The following is a 22273-nucleotide window of genomic DNA, read 5'->3' as shown; positions in this document are numbered from 1 at the left end:
TTTACTATTTAAACGCCCATGTACTAAAGGGCTGCTTACTTAAAACGGCATTATAATACTTAATATCTCCTGTTACCTCTTTACCTAACCATTTGGGTTTTATAAATTTTTCGTTTTTTGAACCCAATTCAATTTCTGCGACAACCAAACCATCATTATCACCAAAGAATTGATCTATTTCAAAAACATGGTTACCCACCTTAACCTCGTAACGCAACTTATCAATTATGGAAGGTTCGCACAATTTTAACAAGGCCTCAGCTTCTTGTTTTGGTATTTCTTTTTCCCATTCAAACCGGCTCAATCCATCATCAGAAGATATGCCTTTTACCGTAATAAATCCAAACTCTCCTTTTAATCTTACCCTAACCGTGCGTGATTTGTGCGTATTTAAAAACCCTTGACAAATTCTTGTTTGCTTAAAGGCTTCTGCTTTAAACGCATCAGATTTTACTAAAAACTTTCTTTCAATTTCTTCCATATAACTTTGCAATACGCTTTGGAAAGATACTCATAAAAACACATTTAATGGTTAAATTTACAGTATGTATACCAAACCGCCAATAAGGAAAATCATTCATGTAGATATGGACGCGTTTTATGCCTCTGTAGAACAATTAGATAATCCAAACTTAAAGGGCAAACCTATTGCGGTTGGCGGCGACGGAAAACGCGGTGTGATAAGTGCCGCAAGTTACGAGGCAAGGACATTTGGAGTGAAAAGTGCTATGGCCGGAAATCTGGCTGTGAAACTTTGTCCTGAACTAGTTTTTGTTAAGCCTCGTTTTGAACGTTACCATGAAATTTCAAAACAAATTAGAGCGATTTTTCACGACTATACAGACTTGGTAGAACCACTATCTCTAGATGAAGCCTATTTAGATGTTACTGAAAACAAAAAAGGAAATCCCAGCGCCTCTTTAATAGCCAAAGAAATAAGAGCACGTATTTTGAATGAGATAGGATTAACTGCATCGGCTGGTATCTCAATTAATAAATTCATTGCCAAAATTGCAAGCGACTACAACAAACCTAACGGACAAAAAACCGTAAATCCAGAAGAGGTTATATCATTTTTAGAAACTTTAGACATTCGTAAATTTTACGGCGTTGGTAAGGTAACTACCGAAAAAATGTATCAAAAGGGCATATTTACGGGACTAGATTTAAAACAAAAATCTTTGGAATATTTAGATACCCATTTTGGCAAATCTGGACGCTATTTTTACTACATTGTGAGAGGTATTCACAACAGTCCGGTAACACCAAATCGTCAACGAAAAAGCTTGGCAGCTGAGCGTACTTTTAGCGAAAACTTATCTTCTGAAATATTCATGTTACAAAAGTTAGATCATATTGCTGAAGAAGTATCAAACCGATTGAAAAAAAGCAAAATATCTGGGAAAACGATTACTCTAAAAATAAAGTATAGTGATTTTACACTTCATACAAGAAGTAAAACGCTGACTTATTTTATAAACGATAAGGCTCTAATACTGGATACCGCCAAAGATTTACTGTACCAAGAATCATTGAACAATTCTGTGAGGTTATTAGGTATTTCATTGTCTAATTTAAATACCGAAGCCAAAAAAAATACTGCTGGGCTTAGTCTTAATAAAAAGGTTAGTGTACAATTAAAATTTGACTTTTAAATCAATTCTAAAAGCAAACCTGCTTTGCTTATATTAATCCCATGCAGAAAGTCCTATAATTTCGCCATTGGGCCCCACGAAAAAAGTGTATTTGTCCCGAGCATAATGCTCATTTTCTAACTCGTAGCCCTCTGCTTTTAGTTTATCCCCAATAGTAACAATGTCATTCACTTTTAGCATGAAGTGATTGTGGTTGGTGTTTCCAATGGGGCCTATGGTATGGAGGTATTCAGGTGCAGTAAGTGAAAGTCCAATGGTTAAATCATCTGTCTTTAACTTCATTACTAGCATGCCTTCAATACCCTGTCCGTGAAGCACTTCGGCATCAGACATCTTAAAACCAAGAATCTCCCGATACAATTTTAAACTTTTCTCAAGTTGAAGTACATGGACACATATGTATCTCAATCCAGTTACTCTGGCTTGTGTCTTGACTTCATCCACAACCTTAGAATCGGCATTCTGAGCAAAACTATATCCTGCACCAGTAAGAAGGAACATGGCTATTAGGCAGCCTCTGAAAATAAAATTCAAACTCGTGTTGTTTTCTTTTTTGTTCATATTAATATTAATTATCATAACAAGTTTAGTTTATATAGTTAGTGGTTCATTTTACTGCTAAACTTAGATAAAAAACCTCAGAATGTATGAAGCAACCACTAATAAAAAACTGAACAACTGTTTTTAAATCTGGTTTTTTAACTTTAAAAGCTATGAAATTTTGTAATTTACTTCATGAATTCTTTAAGCAAACTAATCTGTAATAATAATGACACTTCACAAAATAGCTTTTTGCCTAATTTTCCTTTTATTATCCTGCTCCAAACAAGTTAAAAATCAACAACCTCTAGAAATACTTGAAGCTGGTACTTGGGTTAATTTAATAGACAAGGATCTATCAAAATGGGATACTTATTTAAGTTATCAAATACAACCAGGGTACGATGGTACTCAACCCAAAAATGAACAAGGAGAACTAGTTCGTCCAATTGGGTTAAACAAACCTGGTTATGATGTTTTTACAACAATCCAAGAAGGTGATGGCACCATCATAAGAAATACTGGAGAATACTACGGTTGTTTAGTAACCAAAGAGGAATTTAAAAATTATCATTTTCAGCTTAAATATAAATGGGGGAATAAAACATGGGCTTACAGAAAAGATTTATTAAAAGATTCTGGAATTCTATATCATTCTATAGGTCCCATGGCAGCAGAATTTTGGAGGTCTTGGATGTTGTCTCAAGAATTTCAAATTATGGAAGGACACACCGGTGATTTTTGGAGTCAAGCAAACTCTGCTATTGATATCAGAGCTTATAAACCAGAATCTAATTTAAACCCCTTAGCTCATGAGTCTCAAGATTATTTACCAATAACCATGCATGGGCCTTACGGAAATTATTGCCTGAGAAGTGGCAATTATGAAAAACCTCATGATGAATGGAACACATTAGATTTATACTGTTTTGAAGGCAAAAGTCTGCATGTTGTAAATGGAGAAGTTGTTATGATTTTAAAAAATTCTAGATATATAGATGAAAATGGTAATTCTGTACCGCTTATCAAAGGGAAAATTCAATTGCAAAGTGAAGCTGCCGAAATATTTTTTAAAGATATTAGAATTAGAGAAATAGATTCATTGACTCCGGAACAAAAAGCACTTTTCTGATTATAACCTAAATACCGAAGCCAAAAAAAATTCTGTTGATAAAAAAATGGTTAGTGTACAACTTAAATTTAAGTTTTAACCATAAAAAAGCCACCAAAATTGGTGGCTTTTTTATGGTATTCTATCTATACAATTAGAAATTACAATTTTCTATTTCAGTTACACGAAGTGTATTTACCATACCCTTTTCTTGAATTGGCATAGCTGCTAAACTTATAAGCATATCACCCACTTCTAGATAACCCATTTTACAAGCAATAGCGTTTACATCTTCTATTGTCTCATCAGTACTAACAAATCTATCATAATAAAAAGCACGTACACCCCATAACAAACTTAAACGTGTTAGTATGCGTTTATTTGAAGTAAATACTAAAATATGACATGACGGACGCCATGCCGAAATTTGGAACGCTGTGTACCCACTATTGGTCAATGTAGAAATGGCTTTTGCATTAATCTCATTAGCCATATTGGCTGCGTGATAACAAATTGATTTTGTGATATAACGATTTGTACGAATATGTGGCGGCATTTGAGGCACTTGAATAAGTGCCGAGTTTTCAACCGTTTTCAAAATATCGGACATTTTTTGAATAACCTCAACTGGATATTTCCCGACAGAAGTTTCTCCCGAAAGCATCACAGCATCAGCGCCATCCATAACCGAGTTTGCCACATCATTCACCTCTGCTCGTGTTGGCGTTAAACTAGAAATCATAGTTTCCATCATTTGAGTAGCAATAATAACTGGAATTCTAGCTCGTTTTGCACGAAGCACCAATTGCTTTTGTATTAAAGGCACCTCTTCTGCAGGAATTTCAACACCTAAATCGCCACGTGCTACCATCAAACCATCACAATGTGCTACAATTTTATCTATATTTTCAATAGCCTCTGGTTTCTCAATTTTCGCAACAATAGGTATTTTATATTCGGCATGCTCTTTAATCAAATCTCTCAATTGCATTAAATCTTCAGCATGACGTACAAATGACAACGCAATCCAATCTACCTCTTGGCTGATAGCAAAAATAGCATCTTCAATATCTTTTTTTGTTAATGCTGGTTGAGAAATGTTAGTATTTGGAAGGTTAACTCCTTTTTTCGATTTTAATGGTCCGCCTTGAATTACTTTTGCCGTTACTTCAGTTTTATTATCTGAAGACACCACTTCAAAAATCAATTTACCATCATCTAAAAGAATACGTTCTCCTGGTTTGGCATCTTGAGGAAAGTTCTTGTAGGTCATGTAAACACGATCTTTAGTCCCTTCAAATCGTTCTCCGGTGGCAAAAATAATCTCATCACCAGGGTTAACGATTACTTCTTCTTTCATCACACCCACACGAAGCTTTGGCCCTTGTAAATCGGCTAGAATTGCTGCTGTAAAGCCATACTCTTCATTCAACTCACGAATCATTTTAACGCGTTCAGCAACGTCATTATAATCGGCATGAGAAAAGTTTATTCTAAAAACATTTGCTCCCGCTTCAAGCATACCCTTTAAAACCTCTTTTGAACTGGTTGCTGGTCCGAGAGTAGCAACTATTTTTGTTTTTTTTGTTGTTGTTGACATTAGTTAAAAATTAAATTGTCTTTAGATTTCAATTGACTCGAATCAATACTGTAGGCGGTTGCAATTTGGGGTATTTTTAGTATACTATCAACAATATACTTTTCTTTACTAAAACTGAACTCGCTCTCTATTTTCAAAAAATAATTTACAGTTTTATATTCAGGCAACAGATAATTCGTTTTTATTATTTTTTCTTTCGAATCGAATAACGATTCATATTGTCTTTGCTGAAATTCTTCGGTCTTACAAATATTTGATACCAAGCTCCAAACTATTAGTTGTCTCTCATCTTCCCATTCATAAATTGAATATGAGGATTTACCTTGTTTAAAATCTAAATCAGAAGGTTTTCTTTTGAGCTCTGTACCTAAATATTTATTTAACAAATAGGCTAATCTGTAATCTTCAAGCCTACAATGTATTGCTATTAAAGTGTATAAAGCTTCATGAAACGTATCATCTAAAATAAATTTATGAACAGCCATAATTTACGCAAAAACTCGGTAAATATAGTATTTATAACTATTGAACTAACAAAATTACACCAATGTTAACAAGAAATTAAACTAAAACGTTATAGTTAATTACGTCACCGTACTATTTTCTATATCATTTTTGACATTCTACTTTGAAAAGCAAAAAACGCTCTTTTGGAAGCTTTTTCTTCTGCTTTTTTCTTTGATGTAGCTCTGGCTTTAGCCACTACCTTATTATCAATAGATAATTTTACTGAAAAGTGACGTACAATATCATTACCAGAATCTTCATAAACATGGTAATTAAATATTCTCTTTTCTTTTTGGCACCATTCAATTAAAAGGCTTTTATAACTAATTACCTTTCCTTCAAGTTTTTCAATATCTACGTAAGGTACAATAACACGTCTATAGATAAATTTTTCACAGTATTTATAGCCTCTATCTAAAAAAATAGCGCCTATTAGAGCTTCAAATAAATTACCGTGGATATTATCCCCAAACTGACCCGCAGGTATTTTACTCTCAACAAAATCTACCAGCCTCAATTCTTTACCAAGTTCATTAAGATGTTCTCTACTTACAACTTTTGAGCGCATCTTAGTTAGGTATCCTTCATCACCGCTAGGTACTTCCAAATATAAATGAGAAGCTACTACCGAACTTAGCATAGCATCGCCTAAAAATTCAAGTCTTTCATAGTTGAAAGGATTACCTTTACCGTCTTTTATATTCATAGACCGATGCGTAAAGGCTTTTTTGAAGTATTTAATATCTCGAGGTTTAAAACCTAGAATTTTAGTTAATTCCATAAAAAAAATCCCGTTACGTTTTGAACGGGATTTTAATATGTTAGGAATGTTTTTCATCTGAACGTAAATATATTATTTTATTGTCAGATGTAATAAACCATGGTTCATAATAATGTAAAATTTAATTTATCGTTATGGTTTATTTCATTCGGGATTTAATCTATTTTCTTGAATAATACACAAGCGTTATGTCCGCCAAATCCAAATGTATTACTCATAGCCACTTTAACGTCGCGCTTTTGAGCCTTGTTTAAGGTTAAATTTAATTCAGGATCAATATTTTCATCAACTGTTGTATGGTTAATGGTAGGTGGCACCATACCGTGCTCCATAGCCAATATAACAGAGATGGCTTCAATAGCTCCAGCCGCACCTAAAAGGTGGCCTGTCATTGATTTTGTTGAATTTATATTTATATTTTTTGCGTGACTTCCAAATACTTCTGAAATAGCTTTTAGTTCTGCAACGTCTCCTAAAGGTGTAGATGTTCCATGTGTATTAATATGGTCTACGTCTTCTGGTTTTAGGCCTGCATTTTCTAAACAGTTTTTCATTACCGCTATAACACCTATACCATCTGGATGTGGCGCAGTCATATGGTAAGCATCAGAAGACAATCCACCTCCTGCTACTTCTGCATATATTTTTGCTCCTCTAGCTTTTGCATGCTCATATTCTTCTAGAACAAGTGCACCAGCACCTTCTCCAAGTACAAACCCATCTCTCGTACCATCAAATGGGCGAGACGCTGTTTCTGGACTGTCATTTCTAGTTGATAATGCATGCATGGCATTAAATCCCCCCATCCCAGCAATAGTTACTGCAGCTTCACTACCTCCTGTCACTACAACATCACAATGCCCTAATCGAATAGAGTTAAGTGCGTCGAATATAGCATTAGCAGAAGAAGCACAAGCAGAAACTGTTGTATAGTTAGGCCCCATAAAACCATGTTTTATAGAGATATTTGCAGGTGCAATATCGGCAATCATCTTAGGAATAAAGAACGGGTTGAACCTTGGTGTTCCATCTCCAGCAGCATAGTTTAAAACTTCTTGCTGAAACGTTTCTAATCCACCTATTCCTGCGCCCCATATAACACCAACACGCAATTTATCCACTGCTTCTAAATCGAGTTTAGCATCCTCAATGGCTTCGTCGGCAGCAACCATAGCGTACTGCGCAAACTTATCCATTTTTCGAGCTTCTTTTCGATCAATAAAATCAGTTGCGTTAAAGTTTTTCAATTCGCAAGCGAATTTTGTTTTAAACTTTTCGGTATCATAATATGTTATAGGCGCAGCCCCACTTTTACCATTTACTAGACCGTCCCAATATTCATCCTTGGTATTGCCTATGGGTGTTAAAGCTCCTAATCCTGTGACTACAACTCGCTTTACTTCCATAAAGTACTTGCTTGTTTTTTCTTATTTAGCCTCTTCTATATAAGAGATCGCTTGACCAACTGTTGCAATGTTTTCAGCTTGATCATCTGGAATTTGGATATCGAATTCTTTTTCAAATTCCATAATTAATTCTACAGTGTCTAAAGAGTCTGCTCCTAAATCGTTAGTAAAGCTTGCTTCAGCAACAACTTCGTTTTCATCAACTCCTAATTTGTCTACGATAATCGCTTTTACTCTTGATGCAATGTCTGACATAATCTTTTTATTTTAAATTTTAATTAGTTGGCAAAAATAAAAAACTTTATTCTTTTAACACACCTTTACTTTAAAAATGTGTTGTCAATTTACTAAAATTAGTTTGAAGTATTTTTATTTTACTCACTATTTGTTAATATTTATTCTTTTTTTTGTTTTGAATAATCTATAACACTATAGCCTGTATTATGAAACGTATTGTAATTTTTGCATCTGGTAGCGGATCTAATGCTGAAAACTTAATTAAGTTTTTTCAAAATAGCGATCATGCACGTGTTACTCAAATACTTTGCAACAACCCACAGGCCAAAGTGCTTGACAGGGCTAAAAATCTTGAAGTTAGTGCTCTTTCATTTAATAGAGTATCTCTTTATAAAACAGATGATGTTCTCAATATTTTAAAAGCTTCTAAACCCGATTTGATTGTTCTTGCTGGTTTTTTATGGAAGTTTCCTGAACACATCTTAAATGCTTTTCCTAATAAGGTTATTAACGTACACCCCGCTCTTTTACCCAAATTTGGTGGCAAAGGCATGTATGGCATGCACGTACACAATGCCGTAGTAAAAAATAAAGAAACAGAAACTGGTATTACCATTCATTATGTAAACGAAAATTATGACGAAGGTGCTACTATTTTTCAGGATAAATGCGACGTATTGCCAACCGATACTGCCGATGACGTAGCAGCCAAAATTCATGAATTGGAAATGAAACATTTTCCTAAAGTTGTTGACCAATTACTACATGAGTAAAAAAAAGAAAAAATACTACACCATCTGGAAGGGTCATAAAACTGGGGTTTTTGAATCTTGGGACGACTGTAAAGCACAAATTAAAAATTTTGAAGGCGCCATCTATAAATCTTTCACAACATTTGAAGCTGCCAAAAAAGCTTTAAAAGAAGATTATAAAAACTATATTGGTAAAACCTCTAAGTTTACAAGTTCGCTTTCAGAAGAACAACTCAAAAAAATAGGCCAACCCAACTATAACTCTATTTCTGTAGATGCTGCCTCAAGTGGTAATCCAGGGCGCATGGAATATCGCGGCGTAGATACCAAAACTAAAAAACAACTCTTTACTCAAGGTCCTTTTGAAGAAGGCACAAACAATATTGGTGAGTTTTTAGCTATTGTTCACGGCTTGGCTTTCTTAAAAAAAAACAACAGTAACCGTATCATCTATACAGACTCTAAAACGGCCATAAGCTGGGTAAAAAAGAAAAACTGCAATACCAAACTTCAACGAAACGCCAAAAACAAACCCTTGTTTGATTTAGTTGACCGTGCTATAGAATGGCTAAAAACCAATACATACAGCACCACCATAGTAAAATGGGAAACCAAGGCTTGGGGTGAAATTCCAGCAGACTTTGGTAGAAAATAATACTGTATTTATTAAAAACAGAGGCATATTACACAGAATACACCCCTGTTCTCTTCATTGATAATAGCCTTTATCATTTTAGACACCCTATGTATTAAAAAGTCACATAAACTCAAAAAATAATTACACAAAGCTGATTGCTAACATTTATACCTCTTGTTAATCTTTAAAAAGACTTATATTTGCAAAAAATTATCAGGTCTCTTTTATGAGTAAATTAGTTATAGTTGGCACCGTAGCATTTGATGCTATTGAAACGCCTTTCGGGAAAACCGATAAAATTTTAGGTGGTGCTGCTACTTTTATAGGGTTAGCCGCTTCTCATTTTAATGTTGACGCTACTGCTGTTTCTGTTGTTGGTGGTGATTTTCCTCAAGCATATTTAGATTTATTAGCGAATAAAAACATAGATGTTTCTGGAGTAGAAATTATTAAAAATGGGAAAACATTCTTTTGGAGTGGGCGTTATCACAATGACATGAATACAAGAGACACGTTGGTCACGGAACTAAACACGCTTGAAAATTTCAATCCAGTTGTTCCTGAGGCTTACCGAGATGCAGAAGTGGTCATGTTAGGAAACTTACACCCTCTCGTCCAATCTAGTGTTATAGATCAAATGACCAAAAAACCTAAATTGGTGGTATTAGACACTATGAATTTTTGGATGGATTGTGCCTTAAATGAACTTCTTGACGTTATTAAACGTATAGATGTTATCACTATTAATGATGAAGAAGCCAGACAATTAACAGGAGAATACTCATTACTAGTAGCTGCTCGTAAAATTCATGAAATGGGTCCTAAATATATAGTTATAAAAAAAGGGGAGCACGGAGCACTTTTATTTCATAACGACCATGTGTTTTATGCCCCAGCTTTGCCACTAGAAGAAGTATTTGACCCAACAGGAGCTGGAGATACATTTGCTGGAGGATTTGCTGGATATTTGGCAAAAACAAATGATTTTTCGTTTGAAAACATGAAAAATGCTGTAATTTACGGTTCAACATTAGCCTCGTTTTGTGTTGAAAAATTTGGAACAGAACGCATGCAATATTTATCAAATAATGAAGTACATAAACGCCTGTTGCAATTTAAGCAATTAACACAATTTGATATAGAATTATCATAAAAAACAACGCGCTCAAAATAGAGTGCGTTTTTATTTAAATTAACCCATTGATTTCCAGTATATGGAAATCGATAAAATATTTTATTTCCGCGAAAGCGAAAACATTTTTTAATATGAGTGATGCTTTAAAACACGAATGTGGAATTGCCATGATAAGACTTCTAAAACCATTAGAGTTTTACAAAGAAAAATATGGCAGTGCTTTTTATGGTGTAAACAAAATGTATTTAATGATGGAAAAACAGCACAATCGTGGTCAAGATGGTGCCGGATTTGCCAGCATTAAATTAGATACAGAGCCAGGGCAACGTTATATTAGTAGAGTACGCTCTGTAGCACAACAACCTATACAAGATATTTTCGCTCAAATTAATGATAGAATTAATGGCGAGTTCAAAGCACACCCAGAATATGCTGATAATGTAGCAGCTCAAAAACGCAATATTCCGTACATAGGAGAGGTGTTATTGGGTCATGTGCGTTACGGTACTTTTGGGAAAAACAGTGTAGAAAGTGTTCACCCTTTTCTGAGACAAAACAATTGGATGCACAGAAACCTTATCATGGCTGGAAACTTTAACATGACTAATGTAAAAGAGCTTTTTGGTAACTTAATTGAACTTGGCCAGCATCCAAAAGAGTATACTGATACGATTACTATCATGGAAAAAATTGGTCATTTTTTAGATGATGCTGTAAGTAAAATATATAAAGACCTTAAAAAAGAAGGTTATAACAAAAGAGAAGCGTCACCTTTAATTGCAGAACGTTTAAAAGTTGGAAAAATTTTAAAACGAGCAGCCAAAAACTGGGACGGCGGTTATGCTATGGCGGGATTAATTGGTCATGGTGATGCATTTGTTTTACGTGATCCTGCAGGCATTCGTCCGGCATACTATTACCAAGATGACGAGGTGGTAGTGGTCGCCTCTGAACGCCCTGTTATTCAAACCGTATTCAATGTAAAGTTTGAGGACGTAAAAGAACTAGATCCTGGTTCTGCCATCATTACAAAAAAGTCGGGTGAAGTTAGAATAAAACAGATCCTAGAACCTTTAGAAAGAAAATCCTGTTCCTTTGAACGCATTTATTTCTCAAGGGGTAGTGATGCCGAAATTTACCAAGAGCGCAAAATGCTTGGTAAACTATTAATGCCCAAAGTACTTAAAGCGATAAATAACGACACCAAAAACACGGTGTTTTCATATATCCCTAATACGGCCGAGACCTCTTTTTTTGGTATGATAGAAAATGCTGATGCCTTTATCAATGAAAGAAAAACAAAGGCTATTTTAAACGGACAACGTTCTTTATCGGCCGCCAAGGTTACCGAGATTTTATCTGAGCATGCCAGAGTTGAAAAAATTGCTATTAAAGATGTAAAACTAAGAACGTTTATTACAGAAGATAGTAGTAGAGATGATTTGGTAGCTCATGTTTATGATGTAACATATGGTGTTATTAAACCAGAAGATAACCTTGTGATTATTGATGATAGCATTGTAAGAGGAACTACTTTAAAGAAAAGTATCCTGAAAATGCTGGATCGATTAAATCCTAAGAAAATCATAGTCGTATCGTCAGCACCACAAATTAGGTATCCTGATTGTTATGGCATTGATATGGCAAGATTGGAAGACTTGGTTGCTTTTAGAGCGGCATTAGCATTACTTAAAGACAACAACAAATATGATATTGTAAAAGAGGTCTATGAAAAATGTGTAACCCAAACAGATCTTGAAGATAAGTATGTTCAAAACTTTGTAAAAGAGATTTATGATCCGTTTACAGATGAGCAAATTTCGGACAAAATTTCGGAATTACTTAGTGATGAATCGATTAACGCAGGTGTTAAGATTATTTTCCAATCGGTAGAAAATTTACACAAGGCCTGCCCTAAACATTTAGGTGATTGGTACTTTACTGGAAATTATCCAACCGTTGGAGGCAACAGAGTAGTTAACAGAGCGTTCATTAACTTTTATGAAGGAAACAAAGAACGCGCCTATTAATTGACGATTTAATAATTTTTAACACATAGATCTTAAATAATGTATTTCAACTTATAAATATGCTATTCGTCTAAAAAATATACAGATTATCTAAAATAGATATAACTTGCCCTCACCATAACATAAGTAGGTTAAGTTCATGGTAGATTTGGGGCAAAAAAAGGTGAACGCTTGTTCGCCTTTTTTTATGCCATATTATTTCCTTTTACTCTATTATTTTATCTCAAACACCCCTTCTCATAAAATTAGTTTAGTTTCTGTTAAGCCAATTTTTAAGTCATTCAACCAAAATATTTTTAAAGCCCTCTGCACCCCTATATATTTGACTCACCATAACATAAGTAGGTTAAGTTCATGGTAGATTTGGGGCAAAAAGGTGAACATCTTGTTCACCTTTTTCATTTAAAGCAATATGTGACTTTTACGCATAAAAAAATCGCCTAAAACTTAAGCGATTTTTTTATGCGTATTGTGTTTCCTAATTATTTTGCTTCTGCATAGCGTTTTTCAACTTCATTCCAGTTGATAACGTTAAAAAAAGCACTAATATAATCTGGACGACGGTTTTGGTAGTTTAAATAATAAGCATGTTCCCAAACATCAAGACCTAAAATTGGCGTACCGCCACAACCAATGCCTGGCATTAACGGATTATCTTGATTTGCTGTAGAACAGATTTCAAGTTTTCCTCCTTCATGCACACACAACCAAGCCCATCCAGAGCCAAAACGTGTAGCCGCAGCTTTACTAAATGCCTCAATAAACTCATCTTTTGAGCCAAATGTAGCCTCAATAGCATCTTTTAATTCTCCAGACAAATAGCCTCTACCTTCTGGGTTCATTACTGTCCAAAACAAAGAGTGATTATAAAACCCACCTCCATTATTTCTAACAGCCGTATTGCTTGGATCTAAATTTGCCAAAATATCTTCAATAGATTTTCCTTCCAAATCTGTTCCTGCAATCGCATTATTTAAATTGTTAGTATATCCCTGATGATGTTTTGTATGATGTATTTCCATAGTTCTAGCATCCATGTGTGGTTCTAGAGCATCATAGGCATACCCTAATTCTGGTAATTCAAAAGCCATAATAATTTGTTTTAAATATTAATTTTAATGTCATCAAATTTACACATTATACTGGCCAATTAAAAATAATAAATTGTTATCAAACTATTGATAGTTTTTATCTTGTAAACAAATTCACAAATATGCCCAAAACGCAGCCTTTTATAATTTATAACGCCTCCGCAGGTAGTGGAAAAACCTATACACTAGTAAAAGCTTATTTAAAACTTTTATTTCAAACAGATAACTTGTTTTATTTCAACCGTATTTTGGCAATCACATTTACCAACAAGGCGGTTTCTGAAATGAAAGAACGGTTAATAGAAACCTTAAAAACGTTTTCAAAGCCAGATATATTAACGTCACCAGACAGCATGTTTGAAGCCATAAGCATCGAGTTAAATCTTGCACCCAACAAACTACGTGAGCGCTCTGAAACGTTACTCCAAACCATCATTCATAATTATGCTGCTTTTGATATTTCTACCATTGATGGTTTTACACATAAACTTATTAGAACCTTTGCACATGACCTTAAGTTGCCCTTAAATTTTGAGGTAGAAATTGATCAAGAAAGTCTCCTGACTGAGGCTGTTGATAGCTTATTATCAAAAGCGGGAACAAACCCTCAACTTACTAAAACTTTAGTTGATTTTGCTATTGAAAAAGCCGATGATGATAAAAGTTTTGATTTGTCTTTTGATTTCAATAAAATAGCCAAGTTGCTCGTTAACGAAAATGACATCTCGTACATTGAAGCCTTAAAAGATAAAAGCTTACAGGATTTTGCTCAGTTAAAACAGCAAATTGGATCAGAAATTTCAGAAACTGAAACCATCATTATTACTGAAGCTAAAAACATTCTGAATACTATTTCACAATCTGGCTTAGAAGATGTGCATTTCAGCAGAAAAACATTACCCAATCATTTTAAAAAATTAACACAATTAGAATTTAAAAACATATACAGCAACAAATTAGAAGAAAACATCTCAGAAAGAAAAAATATTTACAATAAAACCTTAGCTCCTGATTTAGCTCAAACTATAGAAGCCTTGTTACCCCAAATTGAGCAGACCTTCAAGGCGATTAAAGCAAACGTGTATCATCATAAATTTTTAAAATTATTTTACAAAAACATTACGCCCCTTTCTGTACTTAATGCTATTGATAAAGAACTTCGTTTTCTTAAATCAGATCAAAATAAAATGTTAATTTCAGAATTTAATACCATTATTAGTAACGAAATAAAAGGGCAACCTACCCCGTTTATTTATGAACGCATCGGTGAAAAATTTAAGCATTATTTTATTGATGAATTTCAAGACACATCAATCATGCAATGGAAAAATTTAGTACCACTTTTAGGCAATGCCTTAGCATCTGAAGGCGGTACTAGTATGCTTGTTGGCGATGCAAAACAAGCTATATACCGTTGGCGTGGTGGTAAAGCCGAACAATTTATTGGTTTATGTCATGCAGACAATCCGTTTCATACCAAAAAAAGTGTGGAACACTTGCCTGCAAACTACAGGAGTTTTAATGAAATAGTTACTTTCAACAATCAGTTTTTTACATTCTTAGCTCAGTATGCCTTTAGTCAGGAAAGCTATCAGGCGGTATATGAAAATGCCTCTCAAAACCAGATTCAAGACAAACAAGGGTATGTAGAACTATCGTTTCTAGAAATTGATAAAGATCAAAAAAGAGATGATATTTTTCCTCAAACCGTTCTAGAAAAAATAAACTTTTGTTTAGAACAAGGCTTTGATTTTGAAAATATCTGTGTATTGGTAAGAAAACGCAAAGAAGGAGTAGCAGTGGCTAATTATTTAAGCCAAAACAATATCCCTATAATTTCATCAGAAACCTTATTAATTTCTAGTGCACCTGAAGTGGCCTTCATTAATCATGTATTAGAACTACTGATACAACCCAAAAACAACCAAATTAAAATTGAAGTTTTAGACTTTTTAGCCCACACATTTAATCTCAATGATAAACATAGCTTTTTTAATAAACACATTAACCAGTCACTTTCAGAGATATTCAACGATCTGGAATCTTATGGCATTACCATTTCCCATGAAAACCTATTACAACTTCCTTTATATGATTTGGTAGAAACCTTGGTGAGAAGCTTTGGTTTAACGCAACAATCTAACGCATATATTCAATTTTACTTAGATCTTATTTTAGATTTTTCTCAAAAAAAAGGGTCAGACATAGCCAGTTTCCTAGATTATTTTAACAAGAAAAAAGATAGCCTAAGCATCATTTCTCCTAAAGGTCAAAATGCGGTACAAATCATGACCATTCATAAGTCAAAAGGCCTTGAATTCCCTGTGGTCATATTTCCTTATGCCGATTTAGATATTTATGCCGAAGTGGATCCCAAAGCATGGTTTAAACTTGATAACACAAAATATGGCTCTTTACAATACACCCTATTAAATTATACGAACGATTTTGAATATTTTGGCGAAGAAGGTTACCGTATTTTCAATAAACATAGAGCCGAACAAGAATTAGATAGCATAAACTTGCTCTATGTAGCCCTAACACGAGCAGAAGAACAGCTTTACATTATTTCCTCAAAAGATATTTCGGCAAAAGGAGAAGTTAATACCAAAAGGTATTCAGGATTATTGATTAGTTATTTACAGCACAACAGCATATGGAACAATTATGAATTTACCTATGCTTTTGGAAAGCCCATAAAAGAATCGACTCCATCAAAACCAAAACACAAAACAAAAACGCAAGAGGAATTCATCTCTGTGTCTAAAAACTACCATAATATAAAAGTAGTAACCACATCAGGCTATTTATGGGATACCCGCCAAGAAAAAGCCATTGAAAAAGGGAATTTGTTACATACTATTATGTCTCATATTATTACCAAAAATGATATTGAAAGCGTTATTTCCCGTTTTATTGACGAAGGTAAAATCAACAAAGCACAAGCAACGCTACTTAAAGCGGTTGTAGATAAAATTGTTAATCATGAAAAACTACAAAAATATTTCAGTGACGCCTACACCATCTATAACGAACAAGATATTATCACTAAACAAGGCCTTATATTAAGGCCAGACCGTATAGCTATTAACTCGAAAGGACAAGCCGTAATAATAGATTACAAAACGGGTTTAGAAGATAAAACACATGCCCAACAACTACAATCTTATCAAGACGCCTTACAAAGCATGAAAATTAGCACAAAAAAGAAAATTCTTGTGTATCTAAATGAGGATATAAAAATTAAAGATGTGTAAATTTGTTAAAAATTCAAAAATATGTACGGAAAACTTAAAAATCATCTTCAAAAAGAAATTCAAGACATAAAAAATAACGGTCTTTATAAAGAAGAACGCATCATAACTTCGGCGCAAGGTGCAGAGATTACATTGAATACAAGTGAAACCGTTTTAAATTTCTGTGCAAATAATTATTTGGGCTTATCATCGCATCCTGAGGTTATTCAAGCCGCCAAAGATACGATGGATTCACATGGATTTGGCATGAGTTCCGTTCGATTTATTTGCGGCACACAAGATATTCACAAAACACTTGAACAGAAAATTGCCAGTTTCTACCAAACGGAAGACACCATACTTTATGCAGCCGCTTTTGATGCTAACGGAGGGGTGTTTGAACCTTTACTAGGCAAAGAAGATGCTATAATTTCCGACGCCTTAAACCATGCCTCAATTATAGACGGTGTACGGCTATGCAAAGCGGCAAGATACCGTTATCAAAACAACGATATGGCCGACCTCGAACAGCAATTAATATTAGCTAATGAACATGGAGCTAGATTCAAAATAATCGTTACAGATGGTGTATTCTCTATGGATGGCTTAGTAGCTCCCTTAGATAAAATTTGCGATTTAGCCGAACAATACGATGCAGTAGTTATGATTGATGAGTGCCATGCCGCTGGTTTTATTGGAGTTACCGGTCGTGGTACACCAGAAGAAAAAGGTGTTTTAAATAGAGTGGATATCATTACGGGCACCTTAGGTAAAGCCTTGGGTGGCGCTATGGGAGGCTATACTACAGGCAAAAAAGAAATTATAGATATGCTACGCCAACGCTCTCGCCCTTATTTGTTCTCTAATTCTTTAGCCCCAGCGATTGTGGGCGCCTCAATAAAAGTGTTTGACATGCTATCTACAAACACAAGCTTACGTGATACGTTAGAATGGAACACAAACTACTTCAAAAAAGGCTTAAAAACCGCTGGTTTTGATATTGTTGATGGTGACTCGGCTATAGTACCTGTTATGCTTTACGATGCTAAACTCTCTCAAACCATGGCTGATTTGTTGCTAAAAGAAGGGATTTATGTGATTGGGTTCTTTTTTCCTGTGGTACCAAAAGGAAAAGCAAGAATACGCGTACAGCTTTCAGCAAGCCATACTAAAGCCCATTTAGACAAAGCTATAGCTGCATTTATCAAAGTAGGAAAACAACTTAGCATAATCTAAACTCATTCTTAACTACTACGTAAGAAACGGGAAACAGGCATATCTAGTGATTGTTTGTACAATATTTTTATATATTTGTCTTTGTTAATAACATTTAACAACTTACATTTGTTTACAATTAACACTTAAAAATTAAACTTTTGAATATGAAAAATCTTAGCAGATTATTATGTGCTATGTTGCTTTTGTTCGTAATAAGCAACGTTAGTGCACAGGACAAAAACAATCCATGGCAGATTACCATTGGGGTAAATGCTGTTGACTTCTATCCGGTTGGAGAAAATGCACCTCGCGGTGAGTATTTCGATGAATTTTTTAACGCTACAGATCACTGGAACATTTTACCTTCATTATCTACCATCTCGGTTTCTAAATACATGGGAAGTGGATTTACATTAGGAGTTGGTGGTTCATTGAACAAAATTGATAAGTGGGGAGATTTAAACGTTGACGATTTGTCATACTACGGTCTTGATGGTACTATTAAATATAACTTCCTTCAAGGAACTACACTTGACCCTTATTTAGGTGTTGGTGGTGGTTACACTTGGGTTGATGAGATTGGTGCTGGAACTTTAAATGGAACTGTTGGTGTAAACGTTTGGTTTAGCGACAATATTGGTTTGACTTTACAAGCGTCTTACAAACATGCCTTTGAAGATTATTTAGACAAACATTTCCAACACACAATTGGGCTTTCAATTAAATTTGGAGGAACTGATACCGATGGTGATGGTATATATGATAAAGACGATGCTTGTCCAGACGTTGCTGGTTTAGCTGAGTTTAACGGATGTCCTGATACCGATGGTGATGGTATTGAAGATAGTAAAGACGACTGTCCTAACGAAGCTGGTCCTGCTGAATTTAACGGATGTCCAGATTCTGATGGTGATGGTGTTCCAGATAAAGATGACAAATGTCCTACTGTTGCTGGTTTAAAAGCACTAGACGGATGTCCTGATGCTGATGGTGACGGTGTTGCTGATGCCGATGACAAATGTCCTAACGAGCCAGGTCCTGCAGCAAACAACGGATGTCCTTGGCCAGATAGAGATGGTGATGGTGTGTTAGATAAAGATGATTTATGTCCTGATGTAAAAGGAACTGTTGCTAACAACGGTTGTCCTGAAGTGACAGAGGCTGTTAAAAAAGCATTAAACGCTTATGCTAAAACCATCTTATTCGATACAGGAAAATCTACAATCAAAGCTCAATCTTCTGAGGTATTAAAAAACATCATTGATATCTTAAAAGAATACCCTAACGCTAAGTTCACTATTGATGGTCATACAGACAGCGTAGGTTCTGAGTCATTAAACCAAAAATTATCTGAGTCTAGAGCAAAATCAGTTAAAGATTACTTAGTTGATCACGGTATTGATGGTGCTAGACTTTCTTCTAAAGGTTATGGTGAGTCAAGACCTATAGATACTAACAAAACAAGAGCTGGAAGAGCTAACAACAGACGTGTTGAAATTAACTTAGTAAAATAAGTAAAATACAAATAAACGTTTTGAAAAACGCTTCGGATATCCGAAGCGTTTTTTATTTTTATAGCATGACAACTTTCATTTTTGAAGTATTAAACGACCTTAAAAAGCAAAACGTTAATTTCTCTGAAATTACCTTTGTACTACCCAGTAAACGGGCAGGTGTTTTTCTGAAAAATCAAATTCATACGGCTTTAGAAACAACCAGCTTTGCCCCCGCTATACTGAGTATTGAAGCATTTGTTGAAGAGTTATCTTTACTTAAAAGCACCACGAATACAGAATTGCTTTTTGAGTTTTACAATACCTATTCGTTTTTAACGCCAGAAAAAGATGGTGATACTTTCGACTCGTTTTCTAAATGGGCACAAATACTCCTTCAAGATTTCAATGAAATTGATCGTTACCTCATTCCTCAGGATCATATTTTTAATTATTTAAGTGCCATTGAAGACCTAAAACATTGGTCTCTTGAAGAACCCAAAACAAACTTTGTAACTGCTTACTTAAACTTCTGGAAAAAGCTACCAATTTACTATAATCACTATACCAATCACCTGATTAAACAAGGAATAGGCTATCAAGGATTAATTTACAGGCAAGCGGTTGAACAACTACCAGATTATATAAAAAACCATCCCAATAAACAATTTGTATTTTTAGGATTTAACGCATTAAATACTGCTGAAGAAACTATAATACAGACCCTTTTAGAGCATAATCAGGCACAAATCTATTGGGATATTGACCATGCATTTATGAGCAATCAAAAACATGATGCCGCTTTATTTATGCGTCAACACAAAAAAAACTGGCATTACTTTAAAAACAACCCATTTCATTGGGTTACAAACAATTATTCCAACGCAAAAAACATCTCTATCTACGGTATTCCAAAAAATATTGGTCAGGCCAAACACATTGGTTCTATTTTAAATCAACTAAAAGTAGAACAACACACCTTACAGAATACAGCGGTAGTTTTAGGAGACGAAAATCTGCTTATTCCTGTACTAAATTCACTACCCAAGAGTGTTGATAATTTGAATGTCACAATGGGTTTCCCTTTAAAATCCATACCCCTGGCCTCCTTATTTGATGCGCTTTTTCAACTACATAAAAACACCTCAAGAAAGTATTATTACAAAGAGGTTATTAACATTATTTCGCATCAGTATATTCGTCCGTTATTAATGGTAAATGAGATTGATTTTGCCAATATCATCATAGAAACCATCAACACAAATAATCTGGTATACATTACCAATGCACGTTTAAAGGATTTGGCGCCTGAATGTTCTACAATAATTGATTTACTCTTTTCATCATGGCAAAATAGCATGGATATTGCGCTAAATAGTTGTCACAAGCTTATTTTAATCATTAAGCAACATTTAGACCAAGATAAAGACACTCATTTACTATCATTAGAATATCTCTTCCGATTCAACGAGCTATTTAATGAATTACAACGTTTAAACGCCAAACATCAGTATATAAAAGACATCGTAACGCTTTACAGTGTTTACCAGGAATTATTAAGCATTGAAACCTTAGATTTTCAAGGAGAACCCTTACAAGGGCTTCAAATTATGGGTATGCTAGAATCTCGTGTACTTGACTTTGAAACAGTGATTATTTCGTCGGTTAATGAAGGTATTCTCCCAGCAGGAAAAAGCCATAATTCTTTTATTCCTTTTGACGTGAAATTAGAAAACGGTTTACCTACCTACAAAGAAAAGGATGCCGTTTATACGTATCATTTTTACAGACTCCTGCAACGCGCTAAAAATATTTTTATTCTGTATAACACAGAAGCCGATATATTAACAGGCGGAGAAAAAAGCCGATTTATAACACAACTGGAATTAGAAAACTTACACCAGATAAATCATCAAATTGTAGCGCCTTTGGTCCCAAAAATAGAGAAGACCTTAAAAACAATAAAAAAAACAACTGCTTTAAAAGAAGCACTAATTCAGTTGGCAAAACAGGGGTTTTCTCCTTCTTCTTTAACAAATTACATAAGAAACCCGATTGATTTTTATTACCAAAGTGTTTTAAAAATAAAAGACTATAATACCGTTGAAGAGACCGTAGCAGCCAATACCCTTGGTACAGTGGTTCATAATACCTTAGAGGATTTTTACACACCGTATATTGGGCAGTATTTAAATACAGATCTTATAAAAGATTTTAAAACCAAGATTGAAGCTCGTGTTTCATACCATTTTAAAAACATTTATAAAGAAGGAGACATTTACACCGGTAAAAACCTCATTATATACGAAATAGCGAAACGTTATATTTCCAATTTCTTAGACTTAGAAATGAAATCTTTGCAACAGGGAAATACCATTAAAATACTAGCAATAGAAGCTAAAAATGAAATTAAAATCCATATTCCAGAATTAGATTTTCCGGTAACATTAAAGGGTTTTGTAGACCGTGTAGATGCGTTTAATGGGCTTACCCGAATTATTGATTACAAAACAGGTAGCGTGTTACAAAACCAAGTAGAAGTGGTTAACTGGGAAGATATAACAACAGACTACAAAAAATACAGCAAGAGTTTTCAAGTATTAACGTACGCCTATATGATGAGCAAATCAAATCAAGTTCAATTACCATTGGAAGCTGGTATTGTGTCTTTTAAAAACTTAGGACAAGGTTTCTTGAAATTTTCTAAAAAAGAACAATCATCAAGTCGTACAAAAAACACCATGATTACAGCGGAAACATTGGCCCATTTTGAAAAAGAACTTTACAAACTCATTACAGAGATTTGCAATACAAACACAGATTTTATTGAAAAAGAGCTTTAAT

At 34.4% G+C, this 22273-nt stretch carries 18 protein-coding genes; 10 read left to right on the top strand and 8 right to left on the bottom strand.

The window, feature by feature from the left end; genetic code table 11:
- Positions 1-4 precede the first annotated feature (4 nt).
- Positions 5-481, bottom strand: a complete 477-nt coding sequence (locus tag FGF67_RS01315) for a CYTH domain-containing protein (protein WP_139694649.1) — start codon at positions 479-481, stop codon at positions 5-7.
- A gap of 64 nt (positions 482-545) precedes the next feature.
- Between FGF67_RS01315 and dinB the strand changes: the two genes are divergently transcribed.
- Positions 546-1655, top strand: a complete 1110-nt coding sequence (dinB, locus tag FGF67_RS01310; RefSeq protein ID WP_139694648.1) for a DNA polymerase IV — start codon at positions 546-548, stop codon at positions 1653-1655.
- A 33-nt stretch (positions 1656-1688) separates the two neighbouring features.
- On the opposite strand, the gene FGF67_RS01305 is transcribed toward dinB, so the two are convergent.
- On the bottom strand, positions 1689-2234 hold the full coding sequence (locus FGF67_RS01305; RefSeq protein WP_139694647.1) for a VOC family protein: 546 nt from the start codon (positions 2232-2234) through the stop codon (positions 1689-1691).
- A gap of 190 nt (positions 2235-2424) precedes the next feature.
- Between FGF67_RS01305 and FGF67_RS01300 the strand changes: the two genes are divergently transcribed.
- The gene (locus FGF67_RS01300) at positions 2425-3327 is read left to right on the top strand and encodes a 3-keto-disaccharide hydrolase (protein WP_139694646.1); all 903 of its coding nucleotides are present in this window, start codon (positions 2425-2427) and stop codon (positions 3325-3327) included.
- 133 nt (positions 3328-3460) lie between these two features.
- Here FGF67_RS01300 and pyk read toward each other — a convergent pair whose 3' ends face one another.
- The 5 genes from pyk to FGF67_RS01275 all read right to left on the bottom strand — a co-directional run bounded on the left by pyk (position 3461) and on the right by FGF67_RS01275 (position 7855).
- Positions 3461-4906: a pyruvate kinase gene (gene pyk / locus FGF67_RS01295; RefSeq protein ID WP_139694645.1), complete on the bottom strand. Its 1446-nt coding sequence runs from the start codon at positions 4904-4906 to the stop codon at positions 3461-3463.
- A complete protein-coding gene (locus tag FGF67_RS01290; RefSeq protein WP_139694644.1) occupies positions 4906-5391 on the bottom strand; it encodes an IPExxxVDY family protein in 486 nt (161 codons plus the stop codon). The genes pyk and FGF67_RS01290 overlap by 1 nt, the downstream gene beginning before the upstream one ends.
- A 119-nt stretch (positions 5392-5510) precedes the next feature.
- Positions 5511-6251 (bottom strand): ribonuclease III, encoded by a 741-nt coding sequence (rnc, locus tag FGF67_RS01285; RefSeq protein ID WP_139694643.1) that lies wholly within the window; start codon positions 6249-6251, stop codon positions 5511-5513.
- Between the two features lie 98 nt (positions 6252-6349).
- Complete coding sequence (fabF, locus tag FGF67_RS01280) at positions 6350-7600, bottom strand: beta-ketoacyl-ACP synthase II (RefSeq protein ID WP_139694642.1); 1251 nt, start codon at positions 7598-7600, stop codon at positions 6350-6352.
- Between the two features lie 21 nt (positions 7601-7621).
- Complete coding sequence (locus FGF67_RS01275) at positions 7622-7855, bottom strand: acyl carrier protein (RefSeq protein ID WP_009778413.1); 234 nt, start codon at positions 7853-7855, stop codon at positions 7622-7624.
- A 188-nt stretch (positions 7856-8043) separates the two neighbouring features.
- Between FGF67_RS01275 and purN the strand changes: the two genes are divergently transcribed.
- The 4 genes from purN (at position 8044) to FGF67_RS01255 (ending at position 12391) form a co-directional block, all read left to right on the top strand.
- Complete coding sequence (gene purN, locus FGF67_RS01270) at positions 8044-8610, top strand: phosphoribosylglycinamide formyltransferase (protein ID WP_139694641.1); 567 nt, start codon at positions 8044-8046, stop codon at positions 8608-8610.
- Positions 8603-9244, top strand: a complete 642-nt coding sequence (locus FGF67_RS01265; RefSeq protein ID WP_139694640.1) for a ribonuclease H1 domain-containing protein — start codon at positions 8603-8605, stop codon at positions 9242-9244. Before purN ends, FGF67_RS01265 begins: the two co-directional genes overlap by 8 nt.
- A gap of 208 nt (positions 9245-9452) precedes the next feature.
- A complete protein-coding gene (locus FGF67_RS01260; RefSeq protein WP_139694639.1) occupies positions 9453-10379 on the top strand; it encodes a PfkB family carbohydrate kinase in 927 nt (308 codons plus the stop codon).
- Between the two features lie 113 nt (positions 10380-10492).
- Positions 10493-12391: an amidophosphoribosyltransferase gene (locus FGF67_RS01255; RefSeq protein ID WP_139694638.1), complete on the top strand. Its 1899-nt coding sequence runs from the start codon at positions 10493-10495 to the stop codon at positions 12389-12391.
- A 482-nt stretch (positions 12392-12873) separates the two neighbouring features.
- Here the strand turns inward: FGF67_RS01255 and FGF67_RS01250 are convergent, their stop codons facing one another.
- Positions 12874-13482, bottom strand: a complete 609-nt coding sequence (locus tag FGF67_RS01250) for a superoxide dismutase (protein ID WP_139694637.1) — start codon at positions 13480-13482, stop codon at positions 12874-12876.
- Positions 13483-13604: 122 nt separating this feature from the next.
- Here FGF67_RS01250 and FGF67_RS01245 point away from each other — a divergent pair, with 122 nt between their 5' ends.
- From FGF67_RS01245 to FGF67_RS01230, 4 genes are all read left to right on the top strand, one after another.
- Entirely contained in the window at positions 13605-16739 is a 3135-nt protein-coding gene (locus FGF67_RS01245) for a UvrD-helicase domain-containing protein (protein ID WP_139694636.1), read from the top strand.
- Between the two features lie 21 nt (positions 16740-16760).
- Entirely contained in the window at positions 16761-17954 is a 1194-nt protein-coding gene (gene kbl / locus FGF67_RS01240; protein ID WP_139694635.1) for a glycine C-acetyltransferase, read from the top strand.
- 146 nt (positions 17955-18100) lie between these two features.
- Positions 18101-19450, top strand: coding sequence for an OmpA family protein (locus FGF67_RS01235; protein WP_139694634.1), 1350 nt, complete (start codon positions 18101-18103; stop codon positions 19448-19450).
- 65 nt (positions 19451-19515) lie between these two features.
- Positions 19516-22272, top strand: a complete 2757-nt coding sequence (locus FGF67_RS01230; RefSeq protein ID WP_139694633.1) for a PD-(D/E)XK nuclease family protein — start codon at positions 19516-19518, stop codon at positions 22270-22272.
- The last annotated feature ends 1 nt before the right edge of the window (position 22273 follow it).

Source organism: Allotamlana fucoidanivorans (assembly GCF_006265225.1).
Classification (GTDB): Bacteria; Bacteroidota; Bacteroidia; order Flavobacteriales; family Flavobacteriaceae; genus Allotamlana; species Allotamlana fucoidanivorans.
The sequence above is the reverse complement of the archived record's forward strand: the minus strand, read 5'-3'. Positions and strand labels throughout refer to the sequence as shown.

Excerpts from the sequence above, each read along its gene's own strand:
- FGF67_RS01275 (WP_009778413.1), bottom strand. The coding sequence starts at position 7,855 with ATGTCAGACATTGCATCAAGAGTAAAAGCGATTATCGTAGACAAATTA.
- kbl (WP_139694635.1), top strand. The coding sequence starts at position 16,761 with ATGTACGGAAAACTTAAAAATCATCTTCAAAAAGAAATTCAAGACATA.
- FGF67_RS01315 (WP_139694649.1), bottom strand. The coding sequence starts at position 481 with ATGGAAGAAATTGAAAGAAAGTTTTTAGTAAAATCTGATGCGTTTAAA.
- purN (WP_139694641.1), top strand. The coding sequence starts at position 8,044 with ATGAAACGTATTGTAATTTTTGCATCTGGTAGCGGATCTAATGCTGAA.
- FGF67_RS01245 (WP_139694636.1), top strand. The coding sequence starts at position 13,605 with ATGCCCAAAACGCAGCCTTTTATAATTTATAACGCCTCCGCAGGTAGT.
- FGF67_RS01260 (WP_139694639.1), top strand. The coding sequence starts at position 9,453 with ATGAGTAAATTAGTTATAGTTGGCACCGTAGCATTTGATGCTATTGAA.
- FGF67_RS01235 (WP_139694634.1), top strand. The coding sequence starts at position 18,101 with ATGAAAAATCTTAGCAGATTATTATGTGCTATGTTGCTTTTGTTCGTA.
- FGF67_RS01250 (WP_139694637.1), bottom strand. The coding sequence starts at position 13,482 with ATGGCTTTTGAATTACCAGAATTAGGGTATGCCTATGATGCTCTAGAA.
- FGF67_RS01305 (WP_139694647.1), bottom strand. The coding sequence starts at position 2,234 with ATGATAATTAATATTAATATGAACAAAAAAGAAAACAACACGAGTTTG.
- FGF67_RS01255 (WP_139694638.1), top strand. The coding sequence starts at position 10,493 with ATGAGTGATGCTTTAAAACACGAATGTGGAATTGCCATGATAAGACTT.
- FGF67_RS01290 (WP_139694644.1), bottom strand. The coding sequence starts at position 5,391 with ATGGCTGTTCATAAATTTATTTTAGATGATACGTTTCATGAAGCTTTA.
- FGF67_RS01265 (WP_139694640.1), top strand. The coding sequence starts at position 8,603 with ATGAGTAAAAAAAAGAAAAAATACTACACCATCTGGAAGGGTCATAAA.
- FGF67_RS01300 (WP_139694646.1), top strand. The coding sequence starts at position 2,425 with ATGACACTTCACAAAATAGCTTTTTGCCTAATTTTCCTTTTATTATCC.
- rnc (WP_139694643.1), bottom strand. The coding sequence starts at position 6,251 with ATGAAAAACATTCCTAACATATTAAAATCCCGTTCAAAACGTAACGGG.
- pyk (WP_139694645.1), bottom strand. The coding sequence starts at position 4,906 with ATGTCAACAACAACAAAAAAAACAAAAATAGTTGCTACTCTCGGACCA.
- FGF67_RS01230 (WP_139694633.1), top strand. The coding sequence starts at position 19,516 with ATGACAACTTTCATTTTTGAAGTATTAAACGACCTTAAAAAGCAAAAC.
- dinB (WP_139694648.1), top strand. The coding sequence starts at position 546 with ATGTATACCAAACCGCCAATAAGGAAAATCATTCATGTAGATATGGAC.
- fabF (WP_139694642.1), bottom strand. The coding sequence starts at position 7,600 with ATGGAAGTAAAGCGAGTTGTAGTCACAGGATTAGGAGCTTTAACACCC.